This window comes from Pseudomonas sp. FW305-7, assembly GCF_058786735.1.
Genome location: NZ_JBYSZA010000053.1, coordinates 1 through 17,237, shown reverse-complemented (window position 1 = coordinate 17,237; position 17,237 = coordinate 1). Strand labels below are relative to the sequence as shown.

Annotated in this window: 16 protein-coding genes; 10 read left to right on the top strand and 6 right to left on the bottom strand. The window is 59.0% G+C overall.

Going from position 1 to position 17,237, the window contains the following annotated elements; translation table 11 throughout:
• Nucleotides 1-366: 366 nt before the first annotated feature.
• On the top strand, nt 367-1,344 hold the full coding sequence (locus tag AC3WMT_RS30470) for an AraC family transcriptional regulator (protein ID WP_103307372.1): 978 nt from the start codon (nt 367-369) through the stop codon (nt 1,342-1,344).
• 41 nt (nt 1,345-1,385) lie between these two features.
• Here AC3WMT_RS30470 and AC3WMT_RS30465 read toward each other — a convergent pair whose 3' ends face one another.
• The gene (locus AC3WMT_RS30465) at nt 1,386-3,305 is read right to left on the bottom strand and encodes a tyrosine-protein phosphatase (RefSeq protein WP_103307371.1); all 1,920 of its coding nucleotides are present in this window, start codon (nt 3,303-3,305) and stop codon (nt 1,386-1,388) included.
• A 323-nt stretch (nt 3,306-3,628) separates the two neighbouring features.
• Between AC3WMT_RS30465 and AC3WMT_RS30460 the strand changes: the two genes are divergently transcribed.
• Nucleotides 3,629-4,075, top strand: coding sequence for a hypothetical protein (locus tag AC3WMT_RS30460; protein WP_103307370.1), 447 nt, complete (start codon nt 3,629-3,631; stop codon nt 4,073-4,075).
• A gap of 89 nt (nt 4,076-4,164) precedes the next feature.
• Here the strand turns inward: AC3WMT_RS30460 and AC3WMT_RS30455 are convergent, their stop codons facing one another.
• Nucleotides 4,165-4,392: a hypothetical protein gene (locus tag AC3WMT_RS30455; RefSeq protein WP_103307369.1), complete on the bottom strand. Its 228-nt coding sequence runs from the start codon at nt 4,390-4,392 to the stop codon at nt 4,165-4,167.
• Between the two features lie 182 nt (nt 4,393-4,574).
• Between AC3WMT_RS30455 and tspO the strand changes: the two genes are divergently transcribed.
• The gene (tspO, locus tag AC3WMT_RS30450) at nt 4,575-5,015 is read left to right on the top strand and encodes a tryptophan-rich sensory protein TspO (RefSeq protein ID WP_103307368.1); all 441 of its coding nucleotides are present in this window, start codon (nt 4,575-4,577) and stop codon (nt 5,013-5,015) included.
• The gene (locus AC3WMT_RS30445) at nt 5,015-6,004 is read left to right on the top strand and encodes an alpha/beta hydrolase fold domain-containing protein (RefSeq protein WP_103307367.1); all 990 of its coding nucleotides are present in this window, start codon (nt 5,015-5,017) and stop codon (nt 6,002-6,004) included. Before tspO ends, AC3WMT_RS30445 begins: the two co-directional genes overlap by 1 nt.
• 30 nt (nt 6,005-6,034) lie before the next feature.
• Here the strand turns inward: AC3WMT_RS30445 and AC3WMT_RS30440 are convergent, their stop codons facing one another.
• Complete coding sequence (locus AC3WMT_RS30440; protein WP_103307366.1) at nt 6,035-6,658, bottom strand: TetR/AcrR family transcriptional regulator; 624 nt, start codon at nt 6,656-6,658, stop codon at nt 6,035-6,037.
• 271 nt (nt 6,659-6,929) lie between these two features.
• Here AC3WMT_RS30440 and AC3WMT_RS30435 point away from each other — a divergent pair, with 271 nt between their 5' ends.
• From AC3WMT_RS30435 to AC3WMT_RS30415, 5 genes are all read left to right on the top strand, one after another.
• Nucleotides 6,930-8,048, top strand: coding sequence for an HlyD family secretion protein (locus AC3WMT_RS30435; protein ID WP_103307365.1), 1,119 nt, complete (start codon nt 6,930-6,932; stop codon nt 8,046-8,048).
• Nucleotides 8,048-9,523 (top strand): DHA2 family efflux MFS transporter permease subunit, encoded by a 1,476-nt coding sequence (locus tag AC3WMT_RS30430; protein WP_103307364.1) that lies wholly within the window; start codon nt 8,048-8,050, stop codon nt 9,521-9,523. Before AC3WMT_RS30435 ends, AC3WMT_RS30430 begins: the two co-directional genes overlap by 1 nt.
• On the top strand, nt 9,520-10,986 hold the full coding sequence (locus AC3WMT_RS30425; protein ID WP_103307363.1) for an efflux transporter outer membrane subunit: 1,467 nt from the start codon (nt 9,520-9,522) through the stop codon (nt 10,984-10,986). Before AC3WMT_RS30430 ends, AC3WMT_RS30425 begins: the two co-directional genes overlap by 4 nt.
• Nucleotides 10,987-11,007: 21 nt before the next feature.
• Nucleotides 11,008-11,958: an aldo/keto reductase gene (locus AC3WMT_RS30420; protein ID WP_103307362.1), complete on the top strand. Its 951-nt coding sequence runs from the start codon at nt 11,008-11,010 to the stop codon at nt 11,956-11,958.
• A 73-nt stretch (nt 11,959-12,031) separates the two neighbouring features.
• Nucleotides 12,032-12,970: a LysR family transcriptional regulator gene (locus AC3WMT_RS30415; RefSeq protein ID WP_103307361.1), complete on the top strand. Its 939-nt coding sequence runs from the start codon at nt 12,032-12,034 to the stop codon at nt 12,968-12,970.
• Nucleotides 12,971-13,009: 39 nt separating this feature from the next.
• Here the strand turns inward: AC3WMT_RS30415 and AC3WMT_RS30410 are convergent, their stop codons facing one another.
• The 3 genes from AC3WMT_RS30410 to AC3WMT_RS30400 form a co-directional block, all read right to left on the bottom strand.
• The gene (locus tag AC3WMT_RS30410; RefSeq protein ID WP_103307360.1) at nt 13,010-13,267 is read right to left on the bottom strand and encodes a DUF2790 domain-containing protein; all 258 of its coding nucleotides are present in this window, start codon (nt 13,265-13,267) and stop codon (nt 13,010-13,012) included.
• A 203-nt stretch (nt 13,268-13,470) separates the two neighbouring features.
• Nucleotides 13,471-14,190, bottom strand: coding sequence for an SDR family NAD(P)-dependent oxidoreductase (locus tag AC3WMT_RS30405; protein WP_103307359.1), 720 nt, complete (start codon nt 14,188-14,190; stop codon nt 13,471-13,473).
• 156 nt (nt 14,191-14,346) lie between these two features.
• On the bottom strand, nt 14,347-14,655 hold the full coding sequence (locus tag AC3WMT_RS30400) for a hypothetical protein (RefSeq protein WP_103307358.1): 309 nt from the start codon (nt 14,653-14,655) through the stop codon (nt 14,347-14,349).
• Between the two features lie 311 nt (nt 14,656-14,966).
• Here AC3WMT_RS30400 and AC3WMT_RS30395 point away from each other — a divergent pair, with 311 nt between their 5' ends.
• Nucleotides 14,967-17,024, top strand: a complete 2,058-nt coding sequence (locus AC3WMT_RS30395; RefSeq protein WP_103307357.1) for a hypothetical protein — start codon at nt 14,967-14,969, stop codon at nt 17,022-17,024.
• The last annotated feature ends 213 nt before the right edge of the window (nt 17,025-17,237 follow it).

Sequence of the window (17,237 nt, the reverse complement as noted above, 5' to 3'; positions counted from 1 at the left end):
TTGATTCAGTTGTTAAAGAGCGGTTGGTTAAGATCTTTCATCTCAACCGAGGCGCGCATTCTACAGCAGCCTCATTTGCTGTCAAGTGATTATTTTCATTTAAATCAATCACTTGCGCTAACCAGTTTCAAAGTCCTCGTCAGCGGGAGGCGAATAATACAGGACTGGAATTCGTGGTCAACCCCCCTCTGAAAATTCTTTTGCCTGACGAGAAAACCCCATCGAATACAGCGCTTCTTGCGCCGACTATATATAGACGGCGCTCAGCGCAACCCTGGCCAACCGTCACAATCCTGTTATCCCCACCTGCTAACGTCCCCCTCCCGACCTCAACCCAAGCGCCCACTACTAAAGGAACCGACCGAGTTGTTCCCATCCCCGTCCCGTCAGAAAATTATCCTCCGCTCCGAAGGTCTGCGCAGCGACGACTTCGGCGCCCTCTTCTCGACTATGTTTGGTAATCGCTATAGAGACACACCGCCACCGCCCTCAAACATCATCATCGGCGGCGTCTATGGACGGCATGAAGGTGTCAGCTTCCGCCGCATGCATTACTACGGCGACTTCTCGGTGTCCTTCCCCAACCCGCAAGACGAAATCACCTTCGTCATCCCGACTTCCGGCAAGGTCGTTTTCCATCACACCACCGAGTCCGTCGGCGCTGCGCACATCGGCCTGGCCATCGACAAAGCCGAAATTCGCTCAATGTACTTTCTCGACAACCATGCCCAGCACGGCATTTCGATCAATCGCAATCAACTCACCGAACGGTTATCGACCTTGTTGGGCAAACCGATTCTGCAAAAGATCGCCTTCGAACCGGTGGTCGATCTGAACACGGCAGCATTTCAGGGCATCAAGGCGTTGATCGATCTGGCGACGGGCAGCGAGTTCGATCTGTTGATCAACACCGGCACACTCATGCCGTCACGTCTGCGGGAAATGCTGGTCGATGCGGTGCTGGAGGCGTGGCCGCACAATTTCACTCAAGCACTACGCCGTCCAGCGCCCCTGATTGCGCCACGGCATGTGAAGTTGGCGGTGGATTTTATTCAGGCACATCCGGAGCAGTTGGTCAGCGGCGTGTATCTGGCGCGGTTGAGCAATGTCAGTCAGCGGGCGCTTCAGGAAGGGTTTCGTCGGTTTGTCGGGACGTCGATTGTGGCGTATCAGCGTCAGGTGAGGTTGCAGCGGGCTTATGAGGCGCTGGTACAACGTCACGCTAACTCGGTGACTGAGGTGGCGTTGCGGTTTGGCTTCAGCAATGTCGGGCGGTTTTGCCAGTACTTCCAGAATGCTTATGGCGTCAGCCCGGCAGACTTGAAATCCCGGTCGGGCCGCTAAGCGTCCGGCCGCCAAACCGGGGCGGCCGGAGTCCATGACAGTTAGAACGAATAACTGGCCTTGAGGCTCCCGGCGAAGCCGTGACTGTCGCCACCACCGCTGCCCCCCACTTCTGCCCCCACGCTGACCGGGCCAAGGCTGGCCATGAGATTGACGCCACCGCTGAACTGATCGCGATTGTCGAATGCAGCGCGTTGTTCGATATCCAGTCCCAACAAGTGACCTTCGCTATCGACCTGATGCTCGCCGAGTACATGTTCGTAACCCACGCGCGCACCCGGCACCAGTTGCCAATTGCCTAAGGCAATCGGGGCGAAGGACACGTCGAGATTGGCCACAGCGCTGCGACGGGTTTGCGTGTTGTCATCGACATCCAGAGAAAGCTCGCTGCCCTTCTCTTTGAAGCCGGCAAGATCGAGATGGCTGACGCGCACCCCGAGACTCGGCTCCAGCGTCATGCCGCTCACCGGCACGCGATAGCCCAATGCCAAAGTCGCCCCCGTCAGATTGCCGTGAGTGCTGCCCTTGGCTGAACCGAGACCACCGCCGAGGTCACGTTTGCTGTCGTAGTCGGTGTAACCGGCACTGGCGTTGGCATCTATATAGAAGCCGCGCTCCAGACTGGCGAAGCCATAACGGGCGCCAATGTTGAAGAAGGTGAAATCAGTATCCGCTTCGCCACCCGCCCCTCCCACCGAGCCCTTGCTATAACCGAAGCCACCACGGGCGCTGAGTTGTTCGCTGAAACGCTGGGTGATGCCGACCATCAGGCCCTGGCTGTGTTCGTTGCTGCTGTCAGCGTGCGCGGAACCGTCGGTGCCCAAATAGCCGGCGAGCGCGGTCGTCCACAAACGATATTGGCCGACTCGCAGATCGGTGCCGCTGGCGAACGGGGCGGCAGCCTGTTCGATCAGCGCGTTCTGGCGCAGCAGGTAGCTGGCCGCATCGGCGTGAACCTGGCCACCGACCGTGGACTCGACACCGCCCAGAGTGCCGGCGTCGATGGCCGACTGCAGATAATAGTTGTAGGCACTGTAGGTGCCGGACAGATTGGTGTTCTGCAACTGGCGCAACAACTCGGCACCTGCGGCCGCATTGCCGACCAGTCCCGCCTGCCCCGGCAGACTGTTGTACTCGACCAGTTTGCCGCGCAGCACATAGATCGTTTCCTGCGACAGCCCCAGACCTTGCTTGAGGTAGTTGTCCATGCTGCCGTATTGCGCGCTGACTTCATCGAGACCGGCCTGCAAGTAGCTGGCCTCCACACCGAGCAGCGGCGCGTAAATGGCGGCCATGCTTGGCGGCATGGCTTTGAGGGTCGCGGCGACGCGGGCGGCAGTGTAATCGTTGGTCGCCAAGTAGTTGGCCATGATCGACGCGCTATCGAGCCCGGCGATGCTCTGCAATACCGCCGCCGTCCAGCCCGTGCGGTCCTTGCCGGCAGTGCAGTGGAACAGTTGAGCAGCGTCAACACTAGCCAGCTCATTGAACAGTTTGGCGAACTGACCGCGCATCCCCGCGTCGCTGACGAACGCGCGGTTGGTCTGTTCCATCATGGCGATCGCGTCGGCGGCGCTGTTGAATGAGATGTTGGTAATGTTCGAGCCGGAGGTGGTGCTGCCGATGATGTCGATGTTTTCGTAGGTCGCGCCGCTGAGCATCGTGTCCGGTGTAGCGGCGATTTCGCTGGGGGTGCGCAGGTCGTAAACGGCTTTGATGCCAAGGCTGTTGAGCGTCGCCAGATCCGCCGTCGACGGCGTCAGCGCATTCGAACGGTAGAACACGCCACTGCGCATCGTGCCGTCATGGGCCGTGGAATAGGCCGTGGTGAGGCCGGCGATATCACGGAAGTTGTCGATGCTTGTCAGGCGCGGCGTATCGAGAGCAACAGGCTCGGCGGCATGGGCAGCGGCGATGGACAGACTCAGAACGGACAGCGAACACAGAAGACGTTGGAACACAGTGCAGCCTCATGGAATAAGCATTGGGCTGGCTACTATCTGCAATGAAGTGATACCGAATATGACAGATTGACTCTGGATCGAAATGGCTGCGCGATTGGTCCATGGCACGCGTGTTTCGGCCATATCGATAACTTTTTATAGATTTCCCACATGGGGGACTTGGGTGACGGGGAACAGCTGTTTGACTGGATTTCCAGAACCGGCACAATTGCCGACCTTTTGCGACAGGATGTCACCATGCACCGGATTGAAAATGCGCAGGCTGCCACACGCGGCACATCGGCGTGTCTGAACGGCAGGTCCGTGAAAGGTCCGCGAACATGACCAAACCTTCCCGACAAATCCTTGCGGCGCTTTTCTTCTGCGTTGGTTCATGGGTCGCGTTGTGGGCCGCTTCCCAATGGTGGGAAAAAGCCCTGGCAACGCCTTCGGGCGCAGCGCGCATCAGTCCCAACGGTTGCTACCGGGTTCAGGATTTCAAACCCTTCTGGGTACTGCCCCGCATTTTTCACCCCCGCCCCCATCCGGACGAAACGGTGCCGCTTGCCTGGTTTCCCCGGTGGGAGATACCGGCGTTTTTTCGTCTGTACGATCAGCGCAACGGGCAACTGCTGGGTGAAAGTGAAATTTACGATCTGGTGGCTGATGGCGGGCCTTTGAGCTGGGGTTTCAGAGAGTTGCCCCGGGTCTCCGCCGCCATGATCGACATCGGCCCAAATGCACCCGACTGCATAGGGGATGAGCCGGAGTCCACTGTCTTACCCTGACTTTGCTTGCGAAGGTGGCGTTTCAGCGTGAATTAGTCCTGACTGATACGGCCCCTTCGCGAGCAAACCCACTCCCTCAGGGACAGGTGTTAGCCTTCGACCCGAATCTGCGTGATGCCTCGATTCTCGGCTTGCGCAAGGATCTCTGGCGGCGTGGAATCTGCCGTGGGCATGAGCAGACTGTTTTCCGCATCGCCATAATGCAATTCCAGAAGATGCATCGCGGCCTCGTGATCGGCGAGTCGTGGCTGTTTGAGTTCGAGTGAATGTTCACGAGGCTCGCCGTTGAACTGGTATTTCAGAAGATAGGTGTGCATGGTTTCATCCGCGTTGGAAAGAAGAGGTACTGACTATCCTGACTGACCAGTCAGCTCTTGGTTCAACCTCATCACGAACAGCAGATGCTTCAATAAATGTCATTGTTCAATGCAAACTTTTCGCGCCACGGGGCGTCCTTTGTTTACACCCCCGTTAAGCTGACCACAGCTAAGGACTGGCAATGACCTTTTTCATTTTCCTTCTGGCCTGCGCGGCGGCCGCGAGCACGGGCATCATTTTCAAACCGGGCCAGTGGTACGAATCGCTGGCCAAACCCGGCTTTACCCCACCGAACTGGGCGTTTCCGGTGGCCTGGACGGTGATCTATCTGTTGCTGGCCTGGGCCGGCTATCGCTTAAGCCTGATCCCCGGGAGCCAGACGGTGCTGGCTTTATGGGCCGCGCAGATTGCGCTGAATACCTTGTGGACGCCGGTATTCTTTGGCGCGCATCACATTGTTGCCGGGATGGTGATCCTGACGCTGCTCTGGCTGGTGGTCGCGGCAATGGTGGTGATGGCTGTGCAGCTTGATTTGATCACTGGCTTGATTTTGCTCCCGTATCTGGCGTGGCTGTGTGTTGCCGCTGCCTTGAATTTTTCCATTCTGGTCAAGAATCGCTGATGCCCCACTCCCCCGGTAAAGCACCATGGCCCGAAGGCGAGCGCGAGTTGGCGCAAGTGCGCGATTTCAACAAGAAACTCGCCTGGTTGCCGCGCTTTAAAATCCGCAATCGCGTCGTGCCACGCCTGATTCAGGCGTTGCTGCGTGTCAGTCAGATTGGCGGCGAAGGCAAGTTGCGCAAGCATGGCCTCCTGGCTGAGCGAAAGAGGATTGATCATCTTGGCGCGGCCGTGCGGATCATTCGGCCCAAGGGTCGAGCCAAAGGCGTGGTGCTGGATTTCCACGGCGGCGGCTGGGTGATCGGCAATGCGCAGATGAATGACAACTTCAACATCGCCATCGTCAATACGTGCAACGTGGCGGTCGTCTCGGTGGACTACCGTCTGGCGGTATCGACGCCTATCGAAGGGGTGATGGATGACTGCGTGGCAGCCGCCCGCTGGCTGCTCAGCCAGAACGAATTTGCCGGTCTGCCGGTGATCGTCGTCGGTGAATCGGCCGGCGCTCATCTGGCGGCGGCGACGCTATTGGCGCTGAAAAACTCGCCCGGGTTGCTGCAACGGGTGAACGGCGCACTGCTCTATTACGGCGTCTACGACATGACCGGAACGCCGAGCGTGCGCGAAGCACCGCCAGAAACCCTGCTGCTAGACGGACCTGGCATGGTTGAAGCGCTGCGCAAGCTCACGCCGGAGCTGAATGACGAGCAGCGCCGCCAACCGCCGCTGTCCCCGCTGTACGGCGATTTCAGCGGCTTTCCGCCGGCCCTGATGTTTGCCGGTGAGCTGGATCCGTTGCGTGACGACACCCTCGATATCGCCGAGCGCTGGATGAATTCAGCACCCGTCGAGGTGTATCTGTTGCCCTCCTCCCCACACGGCTTCATCCACTTTCCGACAATCATTGCTGAAAGCGTGCTGGCTTACAGCCGTGAGTGGATTTCGGCGCGGGTCGAAGCGCCAGCTTCGATCACTCGTTCAAATGCTTGATCAGATTCGCCGCGCCTGCGCATGACTGTTTCAACCACAGATGAAGGCAATGGCTTTACTCGCCTGCGCCGTCAGTTCATCCCGGGTTTTGCCAGCCCGCGCGCGGATCGAAATGCTGTGTAGCAGCGATGACACAAGCACCGCCAATGCTGCGGCGTCGACATCAGCTTGCAACTCACCGCAATCAACGGCCATGCGCAGACGCGCTTCGAGGTCGGCGTCGAGTTGGCTTAGTCGCCCGGAAAGCACCTCGCGAATTTCCGGGTCCTCTACGGCTTCGGTGGTCGCCGTGCCGATGCCAAAGCAGCCCCGAGGCTGTCCGTCGCCGGAGAAATAGATCGCCAGTTGCCCTTCATAAAAACTGTTCAGCGCCTGCTTCAACGTCAGGCTGCTGTCGGACAGCGCCGCCTGCATGGCGGCGTGCGCGGTTTGCCAATATTGATCGAGTGCCTTGATGTAGAGCGCGTGTTTGTCGCCAAACGCGGCGTACAGGCTCGGCCGATTCATCCCCGCCGCTGTGGCAATACTGTCGAGTGATGCGCCGGAATACCCGGTATTCCAGAACACCCCGAGTGCTTGTTGAAGCGCTGTTTGCGGGTCATAGGCGCGAGGACGGCCACGACCCTTTCCTTCTGTCGGTTTATTTTGTGCCATGTCGTACAAATTCCTTGCATGGATTTAGCGTCGCTCATATTCTTACATCATCGCACAAAATTAAGGAACCAGAAATTCCTTGATCGGCAGGTTTGTTGTAACGCAGCTCGAATCGGCTGGGACCACGACGAAACAGCGGTACGGAGCGATCCTCCCCCACCGCGCACGGATTTGATTTCTCGCAGCAATTAATCACGTCGCGGCCGCAGGCATTTGCCCGGGTTGGCCCGATTTCCCGAATCAGGGTTCAGCACATTGGGAACAACAGATCATGACCAAACCCTTTGATCTCACCGCAGAACAGGCCAGCGCACAGCCCATCACTGCGAAAAAACCACTCAAGCAAACGTTGCGCCCGCTGCTGATGGCTGGTGTACCCGCTCTGTTCGCCGTGATCAGTTACAGCCAATACGTGGCAAACGAGCCATTCGTAGCCACCGATAACGCCTACGCCCGCGTCGCCAAAGCTTCGGTCAATGCGCGAGTTTCCGGGCAGGTGATCGAGATCGCCGTCAACGACAACCAGCGCGTGCACAAAGGGCAGTTGCTGTTTCGCCTTGATCCCCAGCCACTGCAGATCGCCGTTGACCGCGCCGAAGCGCAACTGGGCAACGCGCGCCTGCGCATCGACGGCCTCAAGGCCAGCTATCGCCAGCAACAGGCCGAGTTGCAATCGGCCAAGGCGTCGGCGGATTACGATCAGAAAGAGTTCGCCCGCAAAAAAGCCCTGATCGCCACCGAGTTCGTCTCCCGCGCAAATTACGAGCGCGCCGAAACCGATGTGAAAATCTCACGCCAACGCATCGCCGCCATCGAACAACAGATCGCCAGCACCGTCGTCGCCCTCAACGGCGATCCGGATATCGCTATCGACCGCCACCCGACCGTGCGCGAAGCCAAGGCCCAACTCGACCAGGCGCAGCTTTATCTTTCTTACGCCACAGTCACCGCGCCTGCCGACGGCATCGTCGCCAAGGTTGACGATCTGCAGGTTGGCAACTATCTCAACAACGGCGGCGCGGCGTTCGCGTTGATTTCCGCTCACGAGATCTGGGTCGAGGCCAACTTCCGCGAAACCCAACTCACGCACATGCGTCCTGGCCAGACAGCGACGATCACCCTCGATACCTACCCGGACCGCCCGTTCAAAGCTCACGTAACCAGCATCAGCCCTGGCGCCGGTGCCGACTTCGCCCTGCTGCCGCCAGAGAACGCGACGGGTAATTGGGTGAAGGTCGTGCAGCGGGTCCCGGTGCGTCTCGAACTTGACGATGCCGACCCGGCCCTGCCGCTGTTTTCCGGCACAAGCGCGACAGTCGAAGTCGATACCGGGCACCGCACGCCTTGGTGGTATCCGCTCAAGTCGTTGTTGTCCGCAGGTCACTCGTGATGAAAGCCCAAACGACAACCGCCGAGATGCGTTCGCTGAGATTTTTCGCGCTGCTGGCGACCTACCTGCAATCGGTCAATCTGCCATTGCCGAATGCGGCCTTGCGCTCGATTCAAGGCAGCCTGTCGATGACCGACGACCAGGCCGGGTGGATTTTCACGGCCTACCTGGCGGCCAGCGCAATCACGTTGCCGGTGGCGCAGTGGCTCGCGGCACGCTTCGGTTTGAAGCGGGTTTATCAACTGGCGCTGGTGGCGTTCGCGCTCGGCCTGTGGCTCGGCACACTGGCTGACACGTCGCTGGAATTCATCAGCGCGCGCATTGTGCAAGGTCTAGCCAGTGGCGTGATTGCGCCGCTGTCGATGGCCATTGCCCTGGAAACCCTGCCCGCTGAACGGCGACCGGCGTTCGCGCCGAAATGGACGGCACTGGTACTGTTCGGCATCGTCAGCGGACCCAGCATCGGTGGCTGGATCTGCGAACACTTCGATTGGCGCCCTATGTTCTACGCCAGCCTGCCGCTGACCGCCTACATCTTCCTCGTGGCGACGTTACTGCTCGCAGAGAAAAAAGCCGAACAGCGTCCACCGTTCGATTTCTTCGGCCTCGGCACTTTCACCCTCGGCATGATCGCTCTGCAAATGCTCCTTGATCGTGGTGAGCGTCTGGACTGGTTCGACTCGGCGGAAATCTGGATCGAAGCCGTGGCGTGCGCGCTCGGGCTGTACCTGTTCATCCTGCATCGGTGGACCGCCAAGGTGCATTTCCTCAGCAAGGGTTTGCTGGCCGACCGCAATTTCGTGCTGTCGACGGTGATGTTCTTCGCCCTCGGTTTCGTGCTGTTGTCGACCATGGCGCTGACCTCGCCGATGCTCGACGAAATCCTCGGCTACCCAGCGGACACCACCGGTTTCCTGACCATCCCGCGCGGCATCGGACTGGTCGGCGCGTTCCTGTTGATGGGCCGGGCACCGGCGTGGATCGACAACCGCGCCTTCATCGCCGCCGGCATCGCGCTGGTGGTGTACGCCAATTGGCTGATGCTCGGCTACTCGCCGTTGATGGACTGGACGCCCGTGACAGTGACCGGACTCATTCAGGGGGTCGGCCTCGGGATCTTGATGCCGGCGCTGAGCAAAGCGGCGTTCAGCACCCTCGAAGCAAAACTGCGCCCGGAAGCCACCGGCATCTTCAACCTGATGCGCGTTTACGGCAGCACCCTCGGCGTAGCCGTAGTGCAGATCTGCTTCTTCAACAACACCCAGGCGATGCACGCGGCGCTGGTCAGCCAACTGACCCCTTACCGAGTGACGCTGCCGACCTCGCTGCCAGCGCTTGAAAGCCTGAACCACCTGGTGACCCATCAAGCGGCGTTCATCGCGGTGATGGGCCAATTCAAGATCCTGATGATGGCGATGCTCGTGGTGAGCCCGCTGGTGTTGTTTCTGCGCAAACCTGTGGAGTCTGGAAAATGAAAACGCCTCTGTGCTTCACCCAATGTGCAATCCCGAACATGTTCAGTGCGCTGGCGATGCTGGTCATGCTCAGCGCCTGCAGCGTCGGCCCCGACTTTCAGCGCCCTGCCGCGAGTTCGTCGCAGCATTACGATCGACAGGCCGAACGACAATTGGCCGATCAGCGCTTCGCGATGGGTCAACGCATTCATGGTGACTGGTGGACAGCCTTGCGCTCACCGAAACTTGATCAGGTGATGCGCCGCGCCATCGACGGCAACCTCGAACTGGTGGCGGCCGACGCGACGATTCGCCAAGCCGCGGCATCCGTTTCAGCGGCAGAAGGTGCGCTGTATCCGCAAGTGGATTTCGGCGCGACCGCCGGACGCCAGCGCAGCCACAACCAAGCTGAGCCGAGCATCGCGAACGTTTACGCCATCGGGCCACGGGTTGCGTTCGATCTGGATGCGTTCGGTGGCAACAGACGTGTGGTTGAAGGCCAACAAGCGCTGACCGATTTGCAGAAACATCGTTACGAAGCGGCGTACCTCACGCTGACCGGTGACGTGGCGCGCCAGGCATTGCTGCTCGCCTCGGCCAACGCACAGATCGAAGCCGTGCAGACGCTGGTGCGCAATGATGCGAAAAACCTCGATCTGGTCCAGCGCGCACAGCAGAGCGGCACCACCACGCGCATCGACGTCTCGCTGGCCGAAACGCGCCTTGCCCAGGATCGCACCCTGCTGCCGCCCCTCGCCCAGCAACGCGATGCGGCGCGGCATGCGCTGTCGATCCTCGCCGGCAAGGGCCCGGCGGATTGGGTCGCGCCCGACTTCAACCTGGATGATTTCGCCTTGCCGTCGAGCATTCCGGTGAGTCTGCCCTCGGAAATGGCCCGTAGCCGCCCGGACATCCTGCAAGCGCAATCCGAGCTGCACATGGCCAGCGCGGCGGTGGGTGTGGCGACCGCCAATCTCTACCCGCGTATCGAACTTTCCGCCTCGCTTGCACAAGCCGCCTCCGGCAACGGCGGCGCGGCACTGTGGGGATTCGCCGCCGGGCTGAGCGCGCCAATCTTCAATGGCGGCACGCTCAAAGCCGAACGTCAGGCGGCAGTTGAAGGCTATAACGCGGCGTTGGCGCTCTATCAGCAAACCGTCATCGCGTCGTTCGGCCAGATCGCTGACAGCCTGCAAGCGATCAATCACGGCACCGAGCAAAACCTTGCACAGGACGACGCCTTGCGCGCCGCCGACAGCAGTTTGCGTTTGAACCAACAGGCTTACGCCCAAGGCGAAAACAGTGTTCTGCAAGTGCTCGAAGCTGAACGCGCCTACGAGCAGGCGCTGCTCGGACAGATCCGCGTGAAGACCACGCGCTATCTCGACACGGTGCAATTGTTCGTCGCGCTCGGCGGCAATGCCGTCGGTGTCCTGGAGCAAAAGCTCGCCGCGCGTGAACACCCCGATCAACAACCGTTGTAATGATCGACCCTGGAGAAAATCATGACCTACGAAGCCTTCCACGATGAACTTCGCGACACCCGCTGGCCGCTGAACAACGGCGCAGGCTCGATGCCCGCCGTAGGGTTCGGCACGCTGTTCCGTGATTTGAGCACCACCACCGACGCGGTCAAATGCGCGCTGGAAGTCGGCTTTCGCCACTTCGACTGTGCCGAACGCTATCGCAACGAAGAGCAGATCGGCGTGGCGTTCCAGCAGGTTTTCGCAGCCGGCAACATTCGCCGCGAAGACGTGTTCGTCACCACCAAACTGTGGAACACCAACCATCGCCCCGAGCGGGTCAAACCGGCGTTCGAAGCGAGCTGCCAGCGGTTGCAGACCGATTACATCGATTGCTACCTGATCCACACGCCATTCGCGTTCAAAGCGGGCGACGACCAGGACCCACGCGACCCGTTCGGCCACGTCATCTACGATGGCGAGACCAAGCTGATCGACACTTGGCGCGCCCTTGAAAGTCTGGTGGATGAAGGCCGTTGCCGGTCCATTGGCCTCTCGGACATCACCCTTGATGCGCTGAAGGCGATCGTTGCCGAGGCGCGGATCAAACCCGCCGTGGTGCAAATCGAATCGCACCCGTACTTGCCGGAATGGGAAATGCTCGATTTCTGCAAACAGCACGGCATCATCGTTCTGGCGTTCGCGCCGTTGGGGCATGGCATGCAGCCGAACGTGCTGGAAGATGCCGTGCTCAGCGGGATCGCCCGGCATGTGCAGAAAACCCCGGCGCAAGTGGCATTGGCCTGGGCAGTGCAACGTGGCACGGCGTTTCTGACGACGTCTGCAACGCCTGCGCATATTCAGGAAAACTTCGAGATTGCCACGCTGCCGCAGCGGGCAATGCACGAGATCAAGCAAGAGATTACGACGCGGATCCGCTTCAACTCGGTCGTGGAGACTGGCGTACCGGGTTTCATTGCGCGGCAAAAATGAACTGCAACCCATAAGCGGCCTCTTGCGAGGCCGTCTTTTATACTCTCCCCTCTTATTGATCGAGACGAAAACGATGGACGTGTTCCAAAGCATGCGTTTTTTCATCGCCGTCGCACAAAGTGGCAGCTTTACTGCGGCCGCCGAACTGCTCGACACCACCACGACCAACGTCTCCAAAAGCGTTTCCGCCCTCGAAGCCCGCCTCCATACCCGCCTGATCAACCGCACCACACGCCGCCTCGCCCTCACCGAAGCCGGCGTGCGCTACCTGCAACGCTGCGAAAAAATCCTCGACGATGTGCGCGACGCCGACGATGAAGCCGGCACCGCTCAGTCGCTGCCCGCCGGCCGTTTGAAAATCCACGCCATGTCAGCCATCGGCAACCACTACGTCATCGACGCCATCGCTCGCTACCGCGAAATCCATCCCGGCGTAATGTTCGACCTGACCCTGACCAATCGCCTGCCGGATCTGCTCGAAGAAGGCTATGACATGTCCATCGTGCTGGCCCGCGACTTGCCCGATTCCGGCTTCGTCGCGCAGCGTCTCGGCATCACCTACAGCATTCTTTGCGCGGCGCCGGGCTATCTGGCAAAACACGGAACGCCCGACTCGCCCCACAGCCTTGGCCAGCATGAGTGCCTGCGCATCGTCAACACGGTGATGCCGGTGGAGAACTGGACGTTCGTAGGCCCGCAAGGCATGGAAACCATCACCATTCCGGTGTCGCCGTTGCACATCAACACCGCCGACGGCATGAGCATCGCGATCAGGAAAGGCATGGGTATCGGCATTCAGCCGATCGCATCGGCCGTGGATGGCCTGAGAGCAGGAGCGTTGGTGAGGGTATTGCCGGAGTATCGGCTGGAGGAGTTGAACCTGTTCGCGATCTATCCGTCGCGCAAGTTCGTCGATGCGAAAATCAAAACCTGGGTGGAGTTTCTCAAAGCGTCGATACCTGCGTTGCTGGCATCGGATGAAGACATCGTTGGCGCAAAAAACCGCGTGTGACGGGCATGGAGTGTCGACCCTCCATCGCCTGCACCGGACTCAACTGGAACAGCCGGTACCCATCACTTGATATTGCAGAACATGGCGCTCGCCATGGGAATCTTCATATGTCATCTGCACCGGCACGGGGGCACATTCATTTGCCGGCTCAGTGATCGAGATCACGTGTTCGATATCAAGGTTGGTCGAGTAGCCGTAAGTCTGCACCGGGGTGTCTTGCGCTGGAGCGTTCTCTGCAAACGCATGCGCGCCGAAACTGCCCAGTACTAAAACCATCGCCATTTTCGTCATGTTCATGAGGTTCACCGTCTCGTTGAGTGGCCGCTTCGGCTTGATTGCCGGCGGCTTGAGGACGATGGTATGGGCTGATGGCCAAGCTAAAAATCGGTCGCGGGGACAAACACTGTTGCCGGAAAAGGCATGAATATGGCGTGCCTGCCTGGCCCGATGAAACACGCCCTCCAGCACAGTGCATCAGCTAGCGCGGGGTGGACCAACCATCAGAAGCGCTCATCAAATATCGCCGGCAAGGTCAGGTCCTTGACGAAGCTTGCCGAGGACAGACTCAAGATCATCCGCACCACCTGCACGACGTCGTGTACGGGAATGGCGTTGCCCTCGCCGCGCTGTTCGGCAAGCACTCTGGGCGTGCTGAGGGGATCGTCGGTATTCAGGTAGCCGAGGTTCAGACAGGTCACGCCCAGGCGTTGCTGCCTGTAGCCTTCGCGTAATGCATCGGCAATGCCCCGTAGTGCGAACTTGGAAGCGCCGAAAGTGACCTCGGGTCGTCCACTTTGCGCCAAGCCAGAGGTCGAGCCGGTCAGAATGATTCTTGGGTTTGCGCTTTTCAGCAGCACCGGCAGCAAGCGTTTTATCAACACAATGGTCGACGTAATGTTGCAGTTGACGATCGCCTGCACCTGATCGTCGTGATCAGCCAGGAAGTCGTACGCGGGGTCGAAAGCCAACTCCTCCCAGATGCCCAGGTTGTAGATCAGCGTATCCAGCCCGCCTTCGGCAACCGCTTGCGCAATCACCGACACAGCTTTCATGGGTTCAGCCAGATCGGCCTCTACCCACCGCACCTCGATCCCTGGCCTGGAGGGCAGCGTTTCGGGACGGCTACGCGAAACCCCAATCAACGTATCGCCCTGCTCACCCAGTCCATCGATAAAGGCTTTGCCCAACCCTTTGCTTGCGCCAACCACCATGGTTTTCACTGACCGTCTCCTTGACCTTCATGCTTATGTGGACGGGCATGCAAACAGGCGATTTACAGATTGGCAATCAACAGGTTGTTTCCAGATGTTCGAGGCAAAAAAAAGCCCGGCTGATAAGGCCGGGCTCTTGTCGAGTACTGCGGTCAAACCCTGCATTCACGCGGCACGGCGTTCGAGCAAACGGTCTGCACCACCTTCGGCAACCAGATTACCTTTGAGGCGATCCGAACCATCGGCAGCGACGGCATCACTGAACAGTGGATCGGTTTGAGTTGCGGCGGCGACAGCGTCGCTGAACAGTGGGTCGGTCTGGGTGGCTGCAGCGACCGCGTCGCTGAACAGCGGATCAGTCTGGGTGGCTGCGGCAACCGCGTCGCTGAACAGTGGATCAGTCTGGGTGGCTGCGGCAACCGCGTTCAGGGCGAAGAGTGAGAAGGCAATGCCGAGGAGGGTTTGGCGTTTCATGTTGATGTGCTCCGATGCGCAGTGGTTGGGAATGGAGCCGATCTTACGCCGAGGTGCTGATATGAGAACCTGATTGCGTTAATGGTTGTTATTGATGCAGTCAATGATCCTGGCAAACCCAACGCAACTAGATTTCCAAGGGTAATTCAAGGCTTGAAAAAGGCGCACCAGGCTCCTTCCTCACGGCCCTGTCCTATCTGTTCGCCGCTGAGACTGGCTTGATGTGCGGTGTACGAGGGATTAAGGTCTGGCAGCGCCATCAGGTGCGTTGCAGATCATTTCTCGCAAAATTGAGATAAGGACTTCTCGCCGTGAACCAGCCTCAGACAACGCTGTTGAAATTAGCTCGTGATAAACAACTTCCCCATCCGGCCATGCTGGCCGAATTCAAGCTATCCAGTTGGCTTCAAGCTTATGAGTGGACAAGGGGTCCAGGAAACGAGGAACGCGGTTTCCTCAATGGTGTGGCCTGGCTAAATGACCATTTCCAGCGCGTGCAAAATACGCGCAAGCAGTTCACCTTCTGCCGCGACAATCCACTGAGTGCGAACGAGCTGATTCAGGCGCACCTGGGTGCCGCCAATCATGCGTTCTACCGGATTTCCGTGGAGCAGATGGAACTTATGGCCGAGCGGCCCGACGCGTCGCTGGAACAGCACCTCGCCCTTAAGTCCACCTTGACCTACGGCAACGTCGAGGTCGATCCCAACACCTTGAACATGCATCGTCTGGACAGCCTGTGCGGAGCGTTCTGGGAGCTGCTCAAGCACCGGGAGGACCTCGACCGGCTCTTTCCTGAAGCTCGCCCGCACCAACTGGACAAGTTCACTCTTCTTGAGAATGAAACCTCGATGGTGCAGTTGTTTCACAACTTCTCGCGCATCTGGCAGGACTTGCTCTACGGGGAATCGCGGTTTTTCCCGCACCCCCAGGGCGTGGTTCTCGCTTCCACAACACCGGACCCGCATCTGATCAAAGCTATTTCCGAGTACCGCCGGGATCACCACAATGCCACCAATGCCATGCAGATCGTCCGCGACATGAGAAGTCGGCGCCTGATCACTGAAGTACGGTTGGATCAAGGTCAATACCTGCATTACCAGAGCTCCGACAGCAGCTTGTCCAGCACCCATTGGCGAGGCCTGTCAGAAGAGGCGCAGACGTCGGCTGCCTACCATCGAGCCGCGCCGTATTACATGATCGATCAGCACTTGCATCCCATCCTGGACCCGGCATCCAGCAACGCCAGGGACCAGACAATGCGCAATGTCTTGAAAGTCTGGTTTCACCTGACCGTTCTTGCCGCTCAGATAAGAGAAGCGGACCTCTCAAAACCTTCGCCGAGGCAGTGGGACGAGGTGCTCGCCTTTGCTCCGAGGTTCCGGATGGACGAGTTGATCGCACACCTGGCGCACTGCACGAATATGCTGGTCGAAGACGTGAGGATCGTTATCGACATGCTCTCCTATAACGCCAGCAGCCTTCAGCACGACCTCTGGAGCCAGCCCCTGCTGGTGCTCGATGAACAGGTAAGTTTTCCGGTAAGTGCCCTGCTCACCGCCAGCATCGGACGCAACTTCGACACTTGGCTGAAGCGCGTCGATCCTAAAGCCAAGCGCCGTGGCAAGTTGTTCGAGCAAGACATCCTCAATGTCCTGCAAGAGTGTCGATCGAATAACCCCATTCTGGCCGAGCACCTCTGTTGGACAGCGGCGCTAAAGTTCAGATACGCGCCGAAAAAATTCGAAGAAATCGACATGACGTTCGCTTTTGGCAACCTGATCGTCATTGCCGAACTCAGAAGCCGGCGCACGCCTGTCACTGCGCTGGACTATCACAACGAAATATTCGACAACAATGGAATAGAAACCAAAACGGCTCAGGCCAGCCGAAAAGCAGAGCGGGTTCGCGAGAATCTGCAAGCGTTTTGCGCAGCGTACTACCCCGCACTCGCCGGACGCGAAGATCTTAAGGTAATGCCCTTGGTGATCATCAACGGCCAGTTTCACGCAGGTTACCCACGCAATGGCATACCTGTGCTTGACCCCCACCTGCTCAAGCACTTCCTGAAAGATGCGCAAGGGCGATTTCACGGCAGCGTCGAGGAAAACGAAGGGCACATGTACAGCATCCCGCTGTATGACTGCCTGGACGAAGCTGTCCGCGTTTTCCCCGAATACGCAGGCTGCCCGACACTGATCAACCTTTACAACACTCTGATCACGCAGGTCTCGGCAAAGTACGAGGTCCCCGGCAAAGACTTTCCACCCGTATTCACCACCGCCTACGACATGTCTGGCGTCACACCTGAGCGTTACATGGAGGTCTTGGAACAAATCGCCAAAGGCAATCTCCGGAAAAATTTCTGACCTCGGTTTATTCAATGCTTTCGGAGTGCCAGAAACAACACGAATGACCTTTCCAACGCCATAGGCACTCCCTCAGGAGTCATCGACCAAAACCGGTGGCCCCTGAGCAAACTCACATCAGCCGACCCGCATCGACAACTCAATGTCATCTGCAAACGAGACCGATAGGGAAGCAGACGCCAACCGCCCCCACGGTTATGATCCCGTCACCCC